Annotated in this window: 12 protein-coding genes; 9 read left to right on the forward strand and 3 right to left on the reverse strand. The window is 56.3% G+C overall.

Translation table 11 applies throughout. From position 1 onward, the window contains the following. The first annotated feature begins 78 nt into the window (after positions 1 to 78). From rsfS to rpoC, 8 genes are all read left to right on the forward strand, one after another. Entirely contained in the window at positions 79 to 438 is a 360-nt protein-coding gene (gene rsfS / locus RT018_RS09920) for a ribosome silencing factor (protein WP_312941507.1), read from the forward strand. Positions 439 to 857: 419 nt separating this feature from the next. Continuing rightward, positions 858 to 3284 carry a leucine--tRNA ligase gene (gene leuS / locus RT018_RS09925; protein ID WP_312941509.1) on the forward strand — a complete coding sequence of 809 codons (2427 nt, stop codon included), beginning with the start codon at positions 858 to 860 and terminating at the stop codon, positions 3282 to 3284. Between the two features lie 1050 nt (positions 3285 to 4334). Beyond that, entirely contained in the window at positions 4335 to 5444 is a 1110-nt protein-coding gene (gene ychF, locus RT018_RS09930) for a redox-regulated ATPase YchF (protein WP_312941511.1), read from the forward strand. A 149-nt stretch (positions 5445 to 5593) separates the two neighbouring features. Next, positions 5594 to 7726 (forward strand): methyl-accepting chemotaxis protein, encoded by a 2133-nt coding sequence (locus tag RT018_RS09935; protein WP_312941512.1) that lies wholly within the window; start codon positions 5594 to 5596, stop codon positions 7724 to 7726. A 223-nt stretch (positions 7727 to 7949) separates the two neighbouring features. After that, entirely contained in the window at positions 7950 to 8141 is a 192-nt protein-coding gene (locus RT018_RS09940; RefSeq protein ID WP_312941514.1) for a hypothetical protein, read from the forward strand. Positions 8142 to 8291: 150 nt separating this feature from the next. Beyond that, a complete protein-coding gene (locus tag RT018_RS09945; RefSeq protein ID WP_294855775.1) occupies positions 8292 to 8477 on the forward strand; it encodes a hypothetical protein in 186 nt (61 codons plus the stop codon). A gap of 349 nt (positions 8478 to 8826) precedes the next feature. Continuing rightward, positions 8827 to 12546 carry a DNA-directed RNA polymerase subunit beta gene (gene rpoB, locus RT018_RS09950; protein WP_312941516.1) on the forward strand — a complete coding sequence of 1240 codons (3720 nt, stop codon included), beginning with the start codon at positions 8827 to 8829 and terminating at the stop codon, positions 12544 to 12546. 67 nt (positions 12547 to 12613) lie between these two features. After that, a complete protein-coding gene (gene rpoC / locus RT018_RS09955) occupies positions 12614 to 16402 on the forward strand; it encodes a DNA-directed RNA polymerase subunit beta' (protein ID WP_312941518.1) in 3789 nt (1262 codons plus the stop codon). 178 nt (positions 16403 to 16580) lie between these two features. Here rpoC and RT018_RS09960 read toward each other — a convergent pair whose 3' ends face one another. The 3 genes from RT018_RS09960 to RT018_RS09970 form a co-directional block, all read right to left on the reverse strand. After that, positions 16581 to 16922 (reverse strand): phenylpyruvate tautomerase MIF-related protein, encoded by a 342-nt coding sequence (locus RT018_RS09960; RefSeq protein WP_312941520.1) that lies wholly within the window; start codon positions 16920 to 16922, stop codon positions 16581 to 16583. A gap of 143 nt (positions 16923 to 17065) precedes the next feature. Then, positions 17066 to 17437, reverse strand: a complete 372-nt coding sequence (locus tag RT018_RS09965; RefSeq protein ID WP_312941522.1) for a RidA family protein — start codon at positions 17435 to 17437, stop codon at positions 17066 to 17068. Positions 17438 to 17502: 65 nt separating this feature from the next. Continuing rightward, entirely contained in the window at positions 17503 to 17694 is a 192-nt protein-coding gene (locus RT018_RS09970) for an iron hydrogenase small subunit (RefSeq protein WP_312941524.1), read from the reverse strand. Positions 17695 to 17862: 168 nt separating this feature from the next. On the opposite strand from RT018_RS09970, the gene RT018_RS09975 reads away from it, so the two are divergent. Then, positions 17863 to 18789, forward strand: coding sequence for a MoxR family ATPase (locus tag RT018_RS09975; protein ID WP_312941525.1), 927 nt, complete (start codon positions 17863 to 17865; stop codon positions 18787 to 18789). Positions 18790 to 18832: the final 43 nt, after the last annotated feature.

An 18832-nucleotide genomic window follows, 5' to 3' on the forward strand; every position in this document is an offset into this window, starting at 1 on the left:
GACAAGGGCGCTTTGCGCCCCGGAATCCTGCGAAATCGCCGCGTTTTCAGGCGGCCTCAATTTGAAAGGAAGAGATGCATGACACCAAAGGAAATTGCGATCAGTGCCGTTTCGGCGCTGGATGAAAAGAAGGGCGGGGAAATCGCCGCCATTGAGATTGCGGACCTGACCGCACTGGCGGATTATTTCGTTATCGCCACCGGTACCTCCAACACCCAGATCAACGCCCTGTGCGACGCGGTGGAAAAACGACTGAAGGAGCAGGGAGAGATGCCCTTGCGCCGGGAGGGCTATCGAGACGGAACATGGGTGCTGCTGGATTACGCCTGCGTGGCCGTGCATGTGTTTTCTCAGGAGGCTCGGGAATTTTATGATTTGGAGCGCCTGTGGCGGGACGGCAAGCGGCTGGACCTGACGGAGGTTTTGACTCGGGACTGAGCCGCCTTCGGGAGGAATGTGGATTTCCCTTGACAAAAAAGGAAAACCCCCGTAAAATAGCGGTGTTCAAAAACGTTGATGGGATAAAAGACGAGTTGTTCTGCCTCAGAGAGCCGGCGGCTGGTGCGAGCCGGTGGAGAAAGTTCGTGGATAACTGGTCCCGGAGTTTCCCGCCTGAAGAAATGTAGGGCGGGGCGGGCGGCCCCGTTACAGGCTGATGGTCCGAGAGGGCGCGGGCGGGTTTTCGGCGTTGGCCGGAATTCCGGGCCTGCTGCTGTTTGGACCTGAGAGGGCCGACCGGGCGACCGGCGGCTGAATCAGGGTGGTATCGCGTCACAACGCCCCTGACCGCTGCGGTCAGGGGCGTATTTTTTCGTTGCCCGACCGGGGCAAACATCAGAAAGGAACGGTCTTGTAAAATGAAGTATGATTTTACCGGCATAGAAAAAAAGTGGCAGGAGCGATGGCTTGCGGAAAAGCCTTTCGCCGCCGTCAACGGCGACACCTCTAGGCCTAAGTTCTATGGACTGATCGAGTTTCCCTATCCCTCTGGGCAGGGGCTTCACGTGGGCCATCCCCGGCCCTATACCGCCATGGATATCATCTGCCGCAAAAAGCGGATGCAGGGCTACAACGTTTTGTTCCCCATGGGGTTTGACGCGTTCGGTCTGCCTACGGAGAACTACGCCATTAAAATGCACATCCATCCCCGGAAAGTGACGGAAGACAATATTGCCAATTTCCGCCGCCAGATTCAGTCTTTGGGTTACTCCTTCGACTGGGATCGGGAGGTGGACACCACCGACCCGAGCTACTACAAGTGGACCCAGTGGATTTTCCTCCAGATGTTCAAAAAGGGGCTTGCCTATAAGTCCACCATGCCCGTCAACTGGTGCACCTCCTGCAAGTGCGTGCTGGCCAACGAAGAGGTGGTTGAGGGCGTGTGCGAGCGCTGCGGCAGCGCCGTGGTCCGCAAGGAGAAGAGCCAGTGGATGCTGAAAATCACCGAGTATGCCCAGCGTTTGATTGACGATCTGGAAGATGTGGACTATATCGAGCGGGTGAAAATCCAGCAGCGCAACTGGATTGGCCGGTCCGAGGGCACGGAGGTAGACTTCACCGCCGACAACGGAGATAAACTTACGGTATACACCACACGGTGCGACACGCTGTTTGGCGTGACCTACATGGTCCTGTCGCCAGAGCATGAATATCTTAAAAAGTGGAAGGATCAGATCAAGAACTGGGACGAGGTGGCGGCCTATATGGACGCGGCGGCCCGCAAGTCTGATCTGGAGCGCACGGAGCTGAACAAGGAAAAATCCGGCGTGCGGCTGGAGGGCATTTCCGCCGTCCATCCCGTCACCGGCGATAAAATCCCTGTGTTTGTCTCCGACTATGTGCTGATCACTTATGGAACAGGTATCGTCATGGGTGTGCCGGGCCATGACCAGCGCGACTGGGAGTTTGCGACAAAGTTCGGCCTTCCCATCGTGGAGGTTGTCCGGGGCGGCGATATCATCAAGGAGGCCTTCGCCCTGAAGGACGACACCGGGATCATGGTGAACTCCGGCTTCTTAGACGGGATGACCGTGAAAGAGGCCATCCCCGCCATGAAAGATTGGCTGGTGGAAAAGGGCATCGGCCAGGCCAAGACCAACTATAAGCTGCGGGACTGGGTGTTCTCCCGTCAGCGGTATTGGGGCGAGCCGATTCCCATGGTGAATTGCGAAAAGTGCGGCTGGGTCCCCCTGCCGGAAGAGCAGCTTCCTCTGGTGCTGCCCAACGTGGAGAACTACGAGCCGACGGAGGACGGCGAAAGTCCTCTCTCCGCCATGACCGACTGGGTTTCCACTACTTGCCCCCACTGCGGCGGCCCCGCCCGGCGGGAGACGGACACCATGCCCCAGTGGGCTGGGTCCAGCTGGTATTTCCTGCGGTATATGGACCCCCACAATGAAAATGCGCTGGCTTCCAAGGAAGCGCTGGACTACTGGTCCCCCGTGGACTGGTACAACGGCGGCATGGAGCACACCACGCTCCACCTGCTGTATAGCCGGTTCTGGCACAAGTTCCTCTACGACATCGGCGTGGTTCCCACTAAGGAGCCGTATCAGAAGCGCACCAGCCACGGCATGATCTTGGGCGAGGGCGGCGAGAAGATGTCCAAGTCCCGTGGCAATGTGGTGAATCCCAACGACATTGTGGAGCAGTACGGCGCAGACACCATGCGCCTGCATATCATGTTCATCGGGGACTTTGAAAAGGCTGTCTCCTGGTCCAACGAGGCCGTGAAGGGCTCCAAGCGCTTTTTGGATAGGGTGTGGAATCTGGCGGAGTCCGCCTCCGACAGCTATGAAGTAACCCCCGCCAACGAGCCGATGATCCACAAGACCATCAAGAAGGTGACGGAGGACATCGACGAGCTGAAGATGAACACCGCCATCTCCGCCATGATGACCTTGGTGAACGAGTTTTATGCCAACGGCGCCAGCCGGGGCGATATGAAATATCTGCTGCTGTTGCTCAGCCCCTTTGCGCCCCATATCACGGAGGAGCTGTGGGAGAGTCTGGGCTTTGCCGGGATGACGGGTGACATGGCCTGTCGGCAGCCGTGGCCTGCCTTTGATGAGAGCAAAACCGCCGCCGCCACCGTGGAGATGGCGATACAGGTGGGCGGCAAGCTAAAGGGCACCGTGGTCATGCCTGCCGACTGCGGCGAGGAGGCGGTGAAGACCGCCGCTTTGGAAGTGGAGAAGGTTCAAAAGGCCGTGGAGGGCATGGAGATTGTCAAGACCATCTATGTAAAAAACCGCCTGATCAACCTGATTGTAAAGCCGCGCTAAGCCCCACGAAGTATTTGCACACGGAGATGTACCCCTGTTGGCGGCGGACCCGCCCAAAATAAAAAACGGCAAGCGCCTGCAACGCAGGCGCTTGCTCTTCGCCGGGGGATACTCGGCCTGTGACTGCGGCATGGTACTTACGCTGTCTCTGAAGCAAATCCTCCGCAGCCATGCCGAGCGTACGGGTGAGTGTTCCGTCTGAAAAAGGGATATTAAAGAACCTGTTTCCTATTTTATCGAGTGTTGCTCATATATTTAAAACCCAAATAGAGTGAGAGAGATAAGATGAATAGACCGGCAACGGTCAATCCGATGTCGAAGAATAGAATATTTGATGCTCTTGTCATAGCAATTACTTCAGTGGCAGGCATATATGATTGATTACTGTAAGCTTCTCGATTTTCGGCGGCATATATAAGATTTATGCCAATTCCTCCCGTTGCAGTACATAGGGCTCCGATAATTGCCATTGCACATATCATGCAAATCATTGTTTTTCTCCTTACTCCAGTTATCCTAAAAACAAAATGTTTAAAAATTATCTGCGGGAAAATGAGTTTTTAATGCAATCAACCTTAAAAGATTTATCCATTTGTCCCACACTGATATTAGCAGTTGACAGAGATATTGCGAAATAGTTGCTGCAAGTTTACTGCATCGGACTGCTCTTTTCGTGCCTTCAGGGACGTGGGAGCGCCGGTTTTCAATTCCCTACATACTATTAAGACGTTAGAATACCCGAAATCGTTACAATATTTTCCAAATGATTTTTAAGAATTGTAACAACATGAAAGTTTAAGTCGTCGTGGAAAATATACGGATACTGTTTAGAGGGGTTGAAGAAAACGGCACATGATGCGGAAGCGTAATGGCCAAAATGGATGTTGACCAGCGGTTCGGGTCTACCGATAAAAGAAAGTAAATTGGCACGGGCCCGATTTGCGGTGCTCAGGCCGTGATTAGATATTGGGGATTTTGTTAAAAAGTTGAAAAAAATTTGTATTTTGGAAAAATAAATGTTACAATATGACAAATGTGGAGGATTCTTTCATGAAATTAGGAATCGTGGGCCTGCCCAATGTGGGCAAGAGCACCTTGTTCAACGCCATCACCAACGCGGGCGCGGAGTGCGCCAACTATCCCTTCTGCACCATCGAGCCCAATGTGGGTGTGGTGGCTGTTCCGGACGAGCGGCTGGACGATTTGGCCCGGATTTATGAGCCGGACAAGAAAACCCCTGCCGTGGTGGAATTTGTGGATATTGCGGGCCTGGTGAAGGGGGCAAGTCAGGGCGCGGGCCTTGGCAATAAGTTCCTGGCCAATATTCGGGAGACGGATGCCATTGTTCACGTGGTCCGCTGCTTTGACGACGAAAACATTATGCACGTGGTGGCTGACGCGGGGACGAATATGCCCGTGGATCCGCTGGGCGATATTGGGACCATTGATCTGGAGCTGGTGATGGCCGATCTTGAAATGGTAAACCGCCGCGCCGAAAAGGCCGCCAAGGCGGCCAAGGGCGATAAAAAGTTTCTCAGGGAGGAGGCGGTGTTCCGCGCTCTGGCGGCACATCTGGATGCGGGCAAACCTGCCCGTACGTATGACTGCGAGCCGGACGAGCTGGCGATGATTGCCACCGCTGACCTTTTGAGCCTGAAGCCTGTGATTTACGCTGCCAACACCGACGAGGCGGGCTTTACCAAGCTGGAGGAAAACAAGTATTATCAGCAGGTGAGCGCGCTTGCCGAAAGGGAGGGCAGTCAGGTGCTGCCCATCTGCGCCCGGCTGGAGCAGGACATTGCGGAGCTGGAGGGCGAGGAGAAGGAGCTGTTTCTGGAGGAGCTGGGCGTGAAGGAGTCCGGTTTGGACCGGCTGATTAAATGCTCTTATTCCCTGCTGGGCCTGATTTCCTTTTTGACCTATGGAAAGGACGAATGCCGCGCGTGGACCATCAAGAAGGGGACAAAGGCCCCTCAGGCCGCCGGAAAAATCCATACCGACATCGAGCGAGGCTTTATCCGGGCGGAGGTCATTGCCTATGAGGACATGGTAAGTTGCGGGGGAGTCAATCAGGCCAAAGAGAAGGGTCTTCTGCGCAGTGAGGGCAAAGACTATGTAGTTCAGGACGGGGACATGATTTATTTCCGCTTCAACGTGTAAATTTTCGCCGGGGTCGGATCGGGGAGGTTTCGGACCGCGCGGGAGAAAAGCGCTTTTTCATACATGCGGCCCGTTTTATGGCGGACGGCAGCTTTGTAAGTCCACCGCTGTGCGGCTTAGATAGAAAAGGTAGAAAGAGGAGAGTGCTTATGAAACGAGCGGCAAAGAAGAAAGAGAAATCCAGCGGGCAAATGAACGGACGGAGAAAACGGCAAAGCACGATCCGAAAGGAACTAATGCTGGCAATCTGCATTCTGACGGCCGTTTCCACCATTTTGCTGGGGTCACTTACCTCATTCCTGATTTTTAGCAGTACAAAGGACACCTTGGAAATGACTATGGAGCAGATTTCCGACGCGGCAGCCGACAAGGTGCAGGCAGAACTGGATGCGATTAAAAACGTGGCGATGGAAACCGGCTGCGTGGCGCGGCTTTCCAATGACTCCGTTACAAAGGAGGACAAGCAGGCCATCATTGACCAGAGGGCCAAGGATCACGGCTATCAGCGGGGAAATGTACTAAATCTGGACGGAAAGAGTATTCTTGACGGGGTTAACTATTCCGACCGTGAGTATTTCAAGCAGGCAAAGGCGGGCAAGGTATGGGTTTCTGACCCGCTGGTGAGCAAGAAGACCGGGGCCATGACCGTGGTGGTCGCCGCGCCCATCTGGCAAGGCGGCGTTTCTGGAAGCCTGGTGACCGGTGTTGTGTATTTCGTTCCCAAGGAAACATTTCTCAATGATATCGTGTCCGAGATTCATGTCAGCGAAAACGGGAGCGCTTACATGCTCAATAATCAGGGCACGGTCATTGCCGATCAAGGCATGGACGTTGTGATCAGTCAGAAAAACACTTCTGAGGAAGCCAAATCGGACGCGTCCCTTGCGGGGTTGGCTGCGCTGGAAGGAAAAATGACAGGAGGAGAGGTCGGCTTTGGACAGTACGCCTATAACGGCGTGACCAAATTTCTGGCCTATGCGCCAATCCAAGATTCCGACGGGTGGAGCCTTGCCATCAATGCGCCTATGAATGATTTTATGGACTCCACCTTCCGGGCGATCTTTATTACCATGGTTTTGATTGTGGTGACGATTGTGTGGGCTGTGGTGGTTGCTTTGCGGGTGTCCAAGCGGATTGGTGAACCCGTGGCAAAATGCACTCACCGGCTGGAGCTGCTGGCCCAGGGGGATTTGACGTCACCGGTGCCGGAGGTTCGCAGTCGGAATGAGACAAAACGTCTTGCGGAGGCAACATCCTCCATCACCCGGACCATTTCGGGGATTATCGTGGACTTTGAACAGGGCCTGAGCGGCGTTGCCCAGGGCAATTTAACAGTTTCTACCTCCAATGACGCGCTGTATCAGGGCGATTATACGGCGCTGCGTGCCTCTTTGGGCAACATGCTGATACGCATGAATGAAACCATGCGGCAGATTGGCCTGTCTGCGGATCAGGTGGCTCTTGGCAGCGAGCAGGTGGCCGCAGGCGCACAGGCGCTGAGTCAGGGCGCCACAGAGCAGGCGTCCTCCGTGGAGGAGTTGGCGGCCACCGTGACGGAGGTTTCCACTCAAATCGGGGATACCTCCAAAAACGCAGAAGAGGCCCGCCGTAAGGTGGACGAGACGGGGACGATGATGCGGGAGTGCGACCGGCAAATGAAGGACATGGTATCCGCCATGGACGAAATCAGCGAAAACTCCAAACAGATTGGGCGCATCATCAAAACCATTGAGGACATTGCGTTCCAAACGAACATTTTGGCGCTGAATGCCGCTGTGGAGGCCGCCAGAGCCGGAGAAGCAGGCAAGGGCTTTGCTGTGGTCGCGGACGAGGTGCGCAACCTTGCCGGAAAATCTGCCGCGGCCTCTAAGGATACTGCTACACTGATTGAGTCCGCAGTGCAGTCTGTTGCCAAGGGCACCGGGATTGTGGACACCACAGCCGCAAATCTAGATGCAGCGGCCGTTAGCTCCCGGACCACGGCAGAGATGGTGGAGAAAATTGCGGATGCTGCCCAGCAGCAGGCAGCCGCCATTGCCCAAATCTCTCGGGGAATTGACCAGATTTCCGGTGTTGTGCAGAACAACTCCGCCACCAGTGAAGAGAGCGCAGCCTCCAGTGAAGAGATGTCCGCTCAGGCACAGACGCTGCGGGAACTGGTGGGGCAGTTCAAGTTGAAAGACGAGCAAGTTGCCCTCATTCCAGCGGTCCAGAACCGGGAAGAACCCCAGGCGGAGTCCGGTGCAGGCGCCATGCCCTTCTCATTTGCGGGGAAATATTGAGCCATTGAAAGGCCCCCGCACCGATGGCGCGGAGGCCTTTTTGCACAAATCAAGATTGATTCCCGCTTTTTTGGAAAGTGGGACATGTTCTATTGACAATTAAGAACCTTCCGGAAAAATCGTGCCGCCCGAAAAAAGTGAGCGCTGCGCGGGGCACAAAGTGATATGCTATTTCATACAGGAGGGCAACGGATGAACAATGTCTGCGTGGGGAGAGACCCGTATGAGCGATGTATGGAGAGAAGCCCCGACGCTGCGGGGTGTGCTGGCGGCAACAGAAACCCGTTGGATTAGCCCCAAAAAGAAGTCCTTTTCTACTGTGATTGGCGGTCTGCCCGTGAAGCCGGGCGAGGTGGACAACGCAGCGGGCAGTCTGGACCGCTTTGCGCCGTTGCTGCGCCGCCTACTTCTGTGAAATGTGACCAAAAATTTTGGAAAACGCTCTTGCAGAAAAGAATTACGAGATGCCATACTTGTAATATTTTCCGCACTGGTGTATCATATTAATGCAGTTCAAGGTTAATTGATGAAGCAGTGAAAAGCACCCGTAAAAGGAGGACATGATATGAGTAAAACCGCGCGCATGGTGATGAAAATTGTGGGAGCAAGTCTGGCTCTGGCGGCGTTCGTCTGCCTGCTCATCGGTGGCTGGCACGATCTCAGCGTGGGGTACAGCGGCCTGAAAAAGCGGATGGATCAGCGCTTTGGCAGCGAATACGATGATTACAACGACGAGCAGCTATATTCTTGAAAAAAACGGGCCGCCCTTAACAATGGGCGGCCCGTTTTTTTACTTTGTAAAATTTGGCCAAATGCACTGGGCGAAAATGCCTTAAAAACACCCTTAAAATAGAAAAACCGCCTTGACAGGCGGGAATAAAAATGATATAATGAGATGCTTTGTGGACAGAACAGATACCAATCCACTCTTATTTACTATTATTAAGATAGCATAGTTCCTATAAAAAAGCAAGAGCGAGCAATGAAATTTTAACAACCCATCCGGGTGTGTCGTTTTAATTGTCCGCTCACAACTTAAAGTCCCCTTTCCCGGCCGGACAGGGCCGGAGGAGCGGACAGAAAGGCTGCGTGAATCAGAGATGTCCAAAGACAAGTATTACGGAAAGACCCTTCGTAAGAACTTTGCCCGGTACGAGGAAGTCATGCCCGTACCCAACCTGCTGGAGATTCAGAAGAAATCATACCGGTGGTTCTGGGAGGAAGGCCTGCGTGAGGTCTTCGCCGACGTGGGTTCCATTGCCGACTATCAGGGAAATCTGGAGTTGACCTTCATCGACTATAAGATGGACGAGGCTCCCAAGTACAATGTGGAGGAGTGCAAAGCGCGCGACGCCACGTACGCCGCGCCTTTGAAGGTGACCGTCCGCCTGCGCAACAAGGAGACGGAAGAAATTAAGGAGCAGGAAATCTTCATGGGAGATTTCCCTCTGATGACCCACGGAGGCACCTTTGTCATCAACGGTGCGGAGCGGGTTGTGGTTTCTCAGATTGTCCGTTCCCCCGGTGTGTACTATGGCAAGGAAATTGACCTGAAGACGGACCTTCCCATTCTCAGTGCCACCGTGATTCCGTATCGGGGCGCTTGGCTGGAGTATGAAACGGACGCCAATGAGTGCTTCTGGGTTCGGATTGACAAAAACCGGAAGCTGCCCGTCACCTGCCTGCTGCGCTCTCTTGGGCTGAAGACCGATGCGGAGATCCTCGCCCGATTCGGGGATGATCCCCGTATTTTGGCGACCCTTGAGAAAGACCCCTGCAAGACCTATGAAGAGGCCATGCTGGAGATTTACCGCAAGCTTCGTCCCGGCGAGCCCCCCACGGTGGAAGCCTGCGTGACGCTGATGAACAATCTGTTTTTCGATCCCCGGCGCTACGATCTGTCCATCGTGGGCCGATATAAGTTCAACAAAAAACTGTGCCTGTGGCCCCGTGTAGCCGGATACAAGCTGGCCCTGCCCGTGGCGGACCCCTCCACCGGAGAAATCCTGTTTGAGGACGGACACCTGCTCACCGTGGAGGAAGCCAAGCGGCTGGACGCCTGCGGCGTCAGCGAGGTCAGCATTATTGCAGACGGCGAAGCTATGAAGGTCATCGGAAACGGTATGTGTGACCTGCAGCACTTTGTGGACTTTGATCCCTTTGCCGAGTGCAAAATCAAAGAGCGGGTGCGGTACAACGTGCTTCAGGAGCTGCTGGGCCAATACTCCGGCGAGGAGCTGAAAGAGCAGATCCGCCTCCATCGGGATGCGCTGGTTCCCAAGCACATCAATATTGACGATATCCTCACTTCGATTAACTATATGAACTGTCTTGCCCGGAATGTTTCCAACCGGGACGACATCGACCATCTGGGCAACCGCCGCCTGCGGTGCGTGGGCGAGCTGCTGCAAAACCAGTTCCGCATCGGCTTCAGTCGGATGGAGCGGGTGATTCGGGAGCGCATGACCATTCAGGACATGGACATCGTCACGCCCCAGAGCCTGATCAACATCCGGCCTGTCACCGCCGCCATCAAGGAGTTCTTTGGTTCCAGCCCCCTCAGCCAGTTCATGGACCAGACGAACCCGCTGGCGGAGCTGACCCACAAGCGCCGTCTTTCCGCTCTCGGACCCGGCGGTCTGAGCCGCGAGCGCGCCAACATGGAAGTCCGTGACGTGCATTACAGCCACTATGGCCGTATGTGCCCCATCGAGACGCCGGAAGGTCCCAACATCGGCTTGATTTCCTATCTCGCTACCTATGCCCGTATTAATGAATATGGCTTTATCGAGGCCCCCTACCGCGCGGTGGACAAGGAGAGCTTCCACGTGGCGAGGGATATCACCTATATGACCGCCGACGAGGAAGACAACTACATCGTCGGTCAGGCTGCCGAGCCTCTGGATGAGGACGGCTGTCTCATCAATACCCGTATCACCGCACGGCACCGGGACGAAATCGTGGAGGTGGACCGGGACCGGGTGGACTATATCGACGTGTCCCCCCGAATGATGGTTTCCATCGCAACAGCCATGATTCCCTTCCTGCCTAACGATGACGCCAACCGCGCACTGATGGGCGCGAACATGCAGCGGCAGGCCGTGCCTCTGCTCAAACCCCACGCCCCCATTGTCGGAACCGGCATGGAGCACAAGATCTGCATCGACTCCGAGGTGGCGGTGCTGGCGGAGGGCGACGGCGTAGTTGTATCCATGGACGCGCGGCACGTTGCCGTGAAATACGACTCCGGCGAAACGAAGGACTATAAGCTGGTGAAGTTCCTCCGCTCCAACCACACCACCTGCATCAACCAGCGTCCCATTGTGGATGTGGGCGAGCGGGTACACGGCCCCGGATTCGACGCCAACGGCAGGGAGATCACGCCCAGCGTACTGGCGGACGGTCCCGCCACTGAGCAGGGCGAAATTGCCCTGGGCCAGAACATTCTGGTTGGCTTCATGACCTGGGAAGGCTACAACTACGAGGACGCGGTGCTGCTTAACGAGCGACTGGTCCGGGAGGATATGTACACCTCCATTCACATCGAGGAATTTGAACTTGACTCCCGGGACACCAAGCTTGGTCCCGAGGAGATTACCCGTGATATCCCCAACGTGGGCGAGGACGCGCTGAAGGATCTGGACGAAAACGGCATCATCCGTATCGGCGCTGAGGTCCACGCCGGCGACATTCTGGTGGGAAAAGTCACGCCCAAGGGCGAGACGGATCTCACTGCTGAAGAGCGGCTTCTGCGGGCCATTTTCGGTGAAAAGGCCCGTGAGGTCCGGGACACCTCTTTGAAGGTTCCCCATGGCGAAACCGGCATCGTGGTGGACGCGAAGGTGTTCACCCGCGAGGCGGGCGACGAGCTGGGGCCGGGCGTGAATCAGGTGGTTCGCGTATACGTGGCCCAGCGCCGTAAGATTCAGGTGGGTGACAAGATGGCCGGCCGCCACGGCAACAAGGGCGTGGTTTCCCGGGTTCTGCCGCAGGAAGATATGCCCTTCATGCCCGACGGTACGCCGCTGGACATCGTACTGAACCCTCTGGGCGTGCCCTCCCGTATGAACATCGGGCAGGTGCTGGAGGTCCATCTGGGCTATGCGGCCCATGCACTTGGCTGCAAGGTGGCCACCCCCATTTTCGACGGAGCCGACGAAGCCGACATCACCGACATGCTTCAGCAGGCGGGGCTGGACCCCGAGGGCAAGAGCTTGCTGTATGACGGACGGACCGGTGAGCCCTTTGACAATAAAGTAACCGTGGGTTATGTGTACTTCCTCAAGCTCCACCATCTGGTGGACGATAAGATTCACGCCCGGTCCACCGGCCCCTACTCTCTGGTAACCCAGCAGCCCTTGGGCGGCAAGGCCCAATTTGGTGGCCAGCGCTTCGGCGAGATGGAAATGTGGGCGCTGGAAGCCTATGGCGCGGCGTATACCCTGCGGGAAATGCTCACGGTTAAGTCCGATGACGTGACGGGCCGTGTGAAGACCTATGAGGCGATTGTCAAGGGCCACAATGTGCCCGAGCCCGGCGTGCCGGAGGCCTTCAAGGTGCTGGTGAAGGAGCTGCAATCCCTGTGCCTGGACATCCGGGTGCTGGACGAGAACGGCAACCAGATCGAGCTGAAGGAAGACGAGGACGCCATGGACACCTTTAACCTGGCCCGCATGGACGCTGAGGAAGAGCGCCACCAAACGGTGGTGGAGGAGACGGAGTTCAAGGAGTCCGGATTTGACATTGAGGACGCTCCCGAAGATGCCGGCGCAGACGCTGGCCTTGACGTGAGCGAGGAAACCGGGTTTGACGACGAGTGATTCAGAGCTTGAGCGATACCAATACGGAAGAACTCATCATTTCTGAATCATGATAGGAGGAAACCAAATGATTGACACTGCTACCGGCAACAATGTTGCCTTTGACGCGATTAAAATCGGCATGGCCTCTCCCGAACAGATTATAGAGTGGTCCTACGGCGAGGTCAAAAAGCCGGAGACGATCAACTACCGCACCTTAAAGCCCGAGCGGGACGGGTTATTCTGTGAGAAGATTTTCGGGCCCACCAAGGACTGGGAGTGCCACTGCGGAAAGTATAAGAAAATCCGCTACAAGGGGAAGGTCTGCGACCGCTGCGGCGTGGAAGTTACCCGGGCCAAGGTGCGCCGGGAGCGCATGGGCCACATCGAACTGGCCACCCCTGTCTCCCACATCTGGTATTTCAAAGGCATTCCATCCCGGATGGGCCTGCTGCTGGACATCAGCCCCCGGATTCTGGAGAAGGTCCTGTATTTCGCAAACTATATCGTCACCGACCCCGGCGAAACGCCCCTGATACGCAATCAGATTCTCTCTGAGAAGGAATATCGGGACTATCGGGAGAAGTATGAGGACGATTTCCACGCCGGAATGGGCGCGGAGGCCGTGAAAAAGCTGCTTCAGGATGTGGATCTGGATCAACTTTCCCAGCAGCTCCACACCGAACTGAAGGACGCTTCCGGCCAGAAAAAGGCTCGGATTGTCAAGCGTCTTGAGGTGGTGGACGCGTTCCGCATCTCTCAAAACAAGCCCGAGTGGATGGTGATTGACGTGCTGCCGGTGATTCCGCCAGAGCTGCGTCCCATGGTGCAGCTGGACGGCGGACGGTTTGCAACGTCCGACCTCAACGACCTTTACCGCCGGGTCATCAACCGTAATAACCGCCTCAAGCGGCTCATCCAGCTCAATGCACCCGACATTATCGTGCGCAACGAGAAGCGGATGCTTCAGGAGGCTGTGGATGCTCTAATTGACAACGGCCGCCGTGGCCGCGCCGTCACCGGCGCAAACAACCGGGCACTGAAATCCCTGAGCGATCTGCTCAAGGGCAAGCAGGGCCGGTTCCGTCAGAACCTGTTGGGTAAGCGCGTGGACTACTCCGGCCGAAGTGTTATCGTCGTCGGTCCTGAGATGAAAATTTACCAGTGCGGCGTACCCAAGGAGATGGCTGTGGAGTTGTTCCGTCCCTTCATCATGAAAAAGCTGGTGGAGGACGGCACTGCCAACAACATCAAGTCCGCCAAGAAAATGGTGGATAAGGGCACTACCGACGTGTGGGATGCGCTGGACATGATTATCAAGGATCACCCGGTTATGCTCAACCGCGCCCCCACGCTGCACCGTCTGGGCATTCAGGCCTTCGAGCCGGTGCTGGTGGACGGCCGTGCATTAAAGCTCCATCCCCTGAACTGCACGGCGTTCAACGCCGACTTTGACGGCGACCAGATGGCCATTCACGTGCCCCTGTCCGCCGAAGCGCAGGCCGAGGCCCGGATTCTCATGCTTTCCGCCAATAACCTCCTGCGTCCGCAGGACGGAGGCCCCGTCACCGTGCCCACGCAGGACATGGTGCTGGGCGCCTATTACCTGACCTACGAGCGCATCGGCAAGGCCGAGACGGGCGCGGAGACGGTGTATGTGGACGACGCGGGCGAAACCGGCCTTACCCCCGATGCGGAGGTGGATGCCGACGAGTTCCTAGCCGTCAACAAGGCAGCGAAGAACGAGGGGAAGAAGGAAGCCACCTTCCGGCCCGTCCATGTCTACGCGGGCGAGGACGAAGCACTGATGGCTTACAACAGCCACGTTATCGGCCCCCACTGCCCGATTCTGGTGCGGGTCACCCGGACCGTGGACGGGGTAGAGCGCACCGGAATCATCCGGGGCACTGCGGGCCGCATCATTTTCAACCGCAATATTCCTCAGGATCTGGGCTTTGTGGACCGCAGCGACACGGATAAGGCGCTGGATTATGAGGTGGCCTTCCAGTGCGGCAAGAAAGAACTGAGCCGCATCGTGGACCGCACTATTAATAAGCACGGCTTCACCATCGCCGCCGAAGTGCTGGACGCGGTGAAGGCCACCGGCTATCAGTACTCCACTCGCGCTGCCATTACCGTGTCCATCGCGGACATGGCCGTCCCCCCCAGAAAATACGAGCTGGTGGCCCAGACGGAAAAGCGGGTGCTGGACATTGAAAGCCAGTATAAAATGGGCTTCATGACCAATCAGGAGCGCTATAAGCAGGTGGTGGCCGAGTGGGAAAAGACCACCAATGAGGTTTCCGACGCGCTGCAAAAGAACCTGGACCGGTATAACCCCATCTTCATGATGGCGGACTCCGGCGCCCGTGGTTCCATGAAGCAGATTCGTCAGCTTGCGGGCATGCGCGGCCTGATCGCCAACACGGCGGGCCGCACCATCGAAATCCCCATCAAGGCAAACTACCGCGAGGGCCTGACCGCGCTGGAGTATTTCATTTCCTCCAGAGGCGCGCGAAAGGGCCTGGCCGACACCGCCCTTCGTACGGCGGACTCCGGCTATCTGACCCGCCGAATGGTGGACGTTTCTCAGGACGTGATTATCCGTCAGCAGGATTGTGGCTCCACCCACGGCATCCGTGTTTCCGAAATCAGCGAAAATGGGCAGGTCATCGAGAAATTCTCCGACCGTCTACGGGGCCGGTTCCTGGTGAGCAGCGTTTTGGATGCAGACACCGGTGAGGAACTGATCTCCAGCGAACGGATGATGGACGAAAACGACGCCAAGCTGCTGGAAGGCCGCCGTTGGATTCAGAAAAACAACCGGGAGGGAGACATGTGCTCCTTTGATCCGGAAAAGGGCGGAAAGCCCACGGTGATGATCCGCACGGTGCTTACCTGCGGAGCGCACAGCGGCGTTTGCGCCCGGTGCTACGGTATGAACCTTGCCACCTCCCAGCCCGTTGGCCCTGGTGAGGCGGTTGGAATCATCGCGGCTCAGTCCATCGGCGAACCCGGTACCCAGTTGACCATGCGAACCTTCCACACCGGCGGTCTGGCGGGTGGCGACATCACGCAGGGCCTTCCCCGAGTGGAAGAACTGTTCGAGGCCCGCAAGCCCAAGCGGATGGCGCAACTGGCGGAAATTTCCGGCGTAATTAAGTTTGAAGAGGCCACCAAGGGTAGCCTATTGAATATCATTATCACTGCGGATGACGGCGATTCCCGCATCTATTCCGTGCCGCACACCGGCCTTCTGGTAAAGGACGGGGACCGCGTGGCGCAGGGCGTTGCCCTGACCTACGGCGCGCTGAATCCCCACGAGGTTTTGCGCCTGCGGGGCAGCGATGCGGTGTACAACTATCTCATTCAGGAAGTCCTGCGGGTTTATCGCCAGCAGGGCGTGGATATCAACGACAAGCACATCGAAGTAATTGTCCGCCAGATGATGCGCAAGGTCCGTCTGGAGGACGCGGGCGACACCAAACTGCTGGACGGCTCCATGGTGGATCTTCTGGATCTGGAGGACGCCAACGAACAGGTTGACCGCCGCAACGCGGTGGGCGAGCGTCGGGAAGACGGCGAACTTCTGCGCCACGCGTCGGGATCCCAGCTTCTCATGGGTATCACCAAGGCGTCTCTGGCCACTGAATCCTTCCTGTCCGCAGCCTCCTTCCAGGAGACGACCAAGGTTCTGACCGAGGCCGCTATCAAGGGCAAGGTGGACCATCTGCTGGGTCTGAAGGAGAACGTGATTATCGGCAAGCTGATTCCCGCCGGTACCGGCCTTGCGGCCTACAAGGAATTTGCGGAGGAGCTGGTTCCTGCTCCGGCCATGGTCGGCGCGGGAGATGAACTCCCCGCGTATGAGGACTGAATTCCACATTGAGCTTACAAAACCCGCCCGGACGCGATTGCGTCCGGGCGGTTTTCATATGTTGGCAGGATAGAGCATACTAATGAGCTCAAAAATACAAAGTTCTCCAAAGCACAGGGACTTGCTGGTGCCTTCTCGTGCAGAAGGAAAAAAACCGCTTGCGAAGGGAATCGGCGACTTATTTCATCGTGCCTTGAGTGCCCCAGTGTTCAAACTCGCTGTATGTGAGATAAATGCCGTCCTGCGGCAGGCCGGTGGTCTGCTGGATTGCCTCAAACGCAGCCTCAGTAAACGTCTTTTTGTGCGCAAACTCGGCGGCACCGAAGCACTTCACGTCCACATAGGCAAGATCCCGCTTCTCACCGGCCAGATACATGGTGTGCCCGTCGGAAATGTCCACCATCAGCTTGCTTTCGCTCTTCCCAGGAATCAGCGAAATTTTCGCACCCAGCGCGGTTTTCAGTGTGTCCTTCTGCGGGTCGGACAGAAGCTTTGAGATGTTAATCCCAATATAAGGCATAGAGCTGCCCTCCATTTTAACAGGATAAATTGAATGCCCTTCTTATATGCTTTTGCGAAATTGATGCGAACGCCGTTCTGAATGCTGGGTCTCCCGTGGGCGGGGAAGTGAGTCTTTAAAAATTCACCCGGCAAACGTAAGCATCAGACCTCCGCGATGATTTCCACTTCCACAAGTCCGTCCTTGGGCAGGGTTTTCACGGCCACGCAAGAGCGGGCGGGTTTTTCGGTAAAGTATTTACCGTACACCTCGTTAAAAGCGGCGAAGTTCCCCATGTCGGAGAGGAAGCAGGTGGCTTTCACCACGCGGGAGGGATCGCTGCCCGCAGCGGCCAGCAGAGCGCACAGGTTTTTCATTACCTGCTCGGATTGAGAGACGATGTCCTCGCCTGCCATCGCGCCGGTGGCGGGGTCCAGCCCCAGTTGACCGGAGGTGAACAGCAGGCCGTTTACAACATAGCCCTGAGAATAGGGGCCTATGGCGGCAGGGGCGTATTCAGTGTGAATCAGTTTCATAAGAAGCTCCTTTCCAAATTCCGGTTTCTTTTATGGTACTTCATGTGCTGGAAAATTTCAACCCTTTACCGGGAATGATTCTCGAAGGAAATCACCCAGGCGGAATGGTTTGTATGCAGCAGATGGTGGGGCCGTTTTCTCAGCGGCTCCCGGAGATATTTGCTGTACAGGCTTTTCACATCGGGATTTTCATGGGAGAAGCGGAGCTTGCTGGCCACGTCCAACTTCCAGAGCAGGTCGCCCCGGGGAGAGGCCATCACCTCTCTCCACCGCTTCCATCAGCTCCAACCGTCTTTTGTCGGTTTTTCATAAAATACTGTTGGAAGTTCGGGGTGAAGTTTGACAAGACGGAAAAACCCGCGTATAACAAAAGAAGGTAAAACGCGAGCAGGCGGCGTACAGCCGCCTATGGAACGGAGGACGATATGGTCGAGCTGATGGAGTTTTTACGGGCCGAGGGTGTGAGTGAGGCTCTTTTGAAAGCGACGGAGGATTGGAAAAATCACCAGCTTCCGGTCCGGGCGGCGGTGGCCCACCGCATTCCGAAGCCCCGCTATCCCTATTACGGCAAGGAAATCTGGGAGGAGGCTATCTCCGCTCTTTTAAGCGGCGAGCACCTTCTGCTGGCAGGCCCTAAAGCCACGGGCAAAAACGATTTGGCAGAGAACCTCTCCGCCCTGTTCGGACGACCCCAATGGGACGTGTCGTTTTACATCAACACCGACGCAGCCTCCCTGATCGGAACGGATACCCTTTGCGGAGGGGAGGTTTCCCTGCGCCATGGGCCGATTGCCCGCTGCGCGCTGGAGGGAGGCTTCGGTGTGCTGGACGAGATCAACATGGCAAAAAATGAATCGTTGGCGGTTCTTCATGCTGCGCTGGACTTTCGCCGCTGCATTGACGTACCGGGTTATGACCGAATCCCCTTGTCCGATGCCACCCGCTTTATCGCCACCATGAACTATGGCTACGCCGGAACGCGAGAATTGAATGAAGCGCTGGCCTCCCGATTTCTTGTCATCAACATGCCGTCCATTACGGAGGAAAATCTTCTAAAGTTACTGCACCGGGAGTTTCCGGAGTTGAAGCCCGCCTATGCTGACCAGATGACGAGCTTGTTTTCCGACATCCGCAGAAAATGCGACAGTGCGGAGATTTCCACCAAGGCGCTGGACCTGCGGGGCTTGCTTGCCGCTGTCCGCCTGATGCGGCAGGGTTTGCCCGCCGGCCGGGCGCTGGAGCTTGGCATCGTGAACAAGTGCTTTGACGAGTTCGAGCGCCAGTTGGTGGAGGATGTGGTGAAAAGCCGGGTGCCGGAGGACCTGTCAGGCCACGAGGCGTTTGCGCTCTGATGGAGATTCACGAACACGAGCAGCGCCGGGCAAAAAATCAGAG

The sequence above is a fragment of the Oscillibacter sp. genome, assembly GCF_032060045.1.
Classification (GTDB): Bacteria; Bacillota; Clostridia; order Oscillospirales; family Oscillospiraceae; genus Oscillibacter.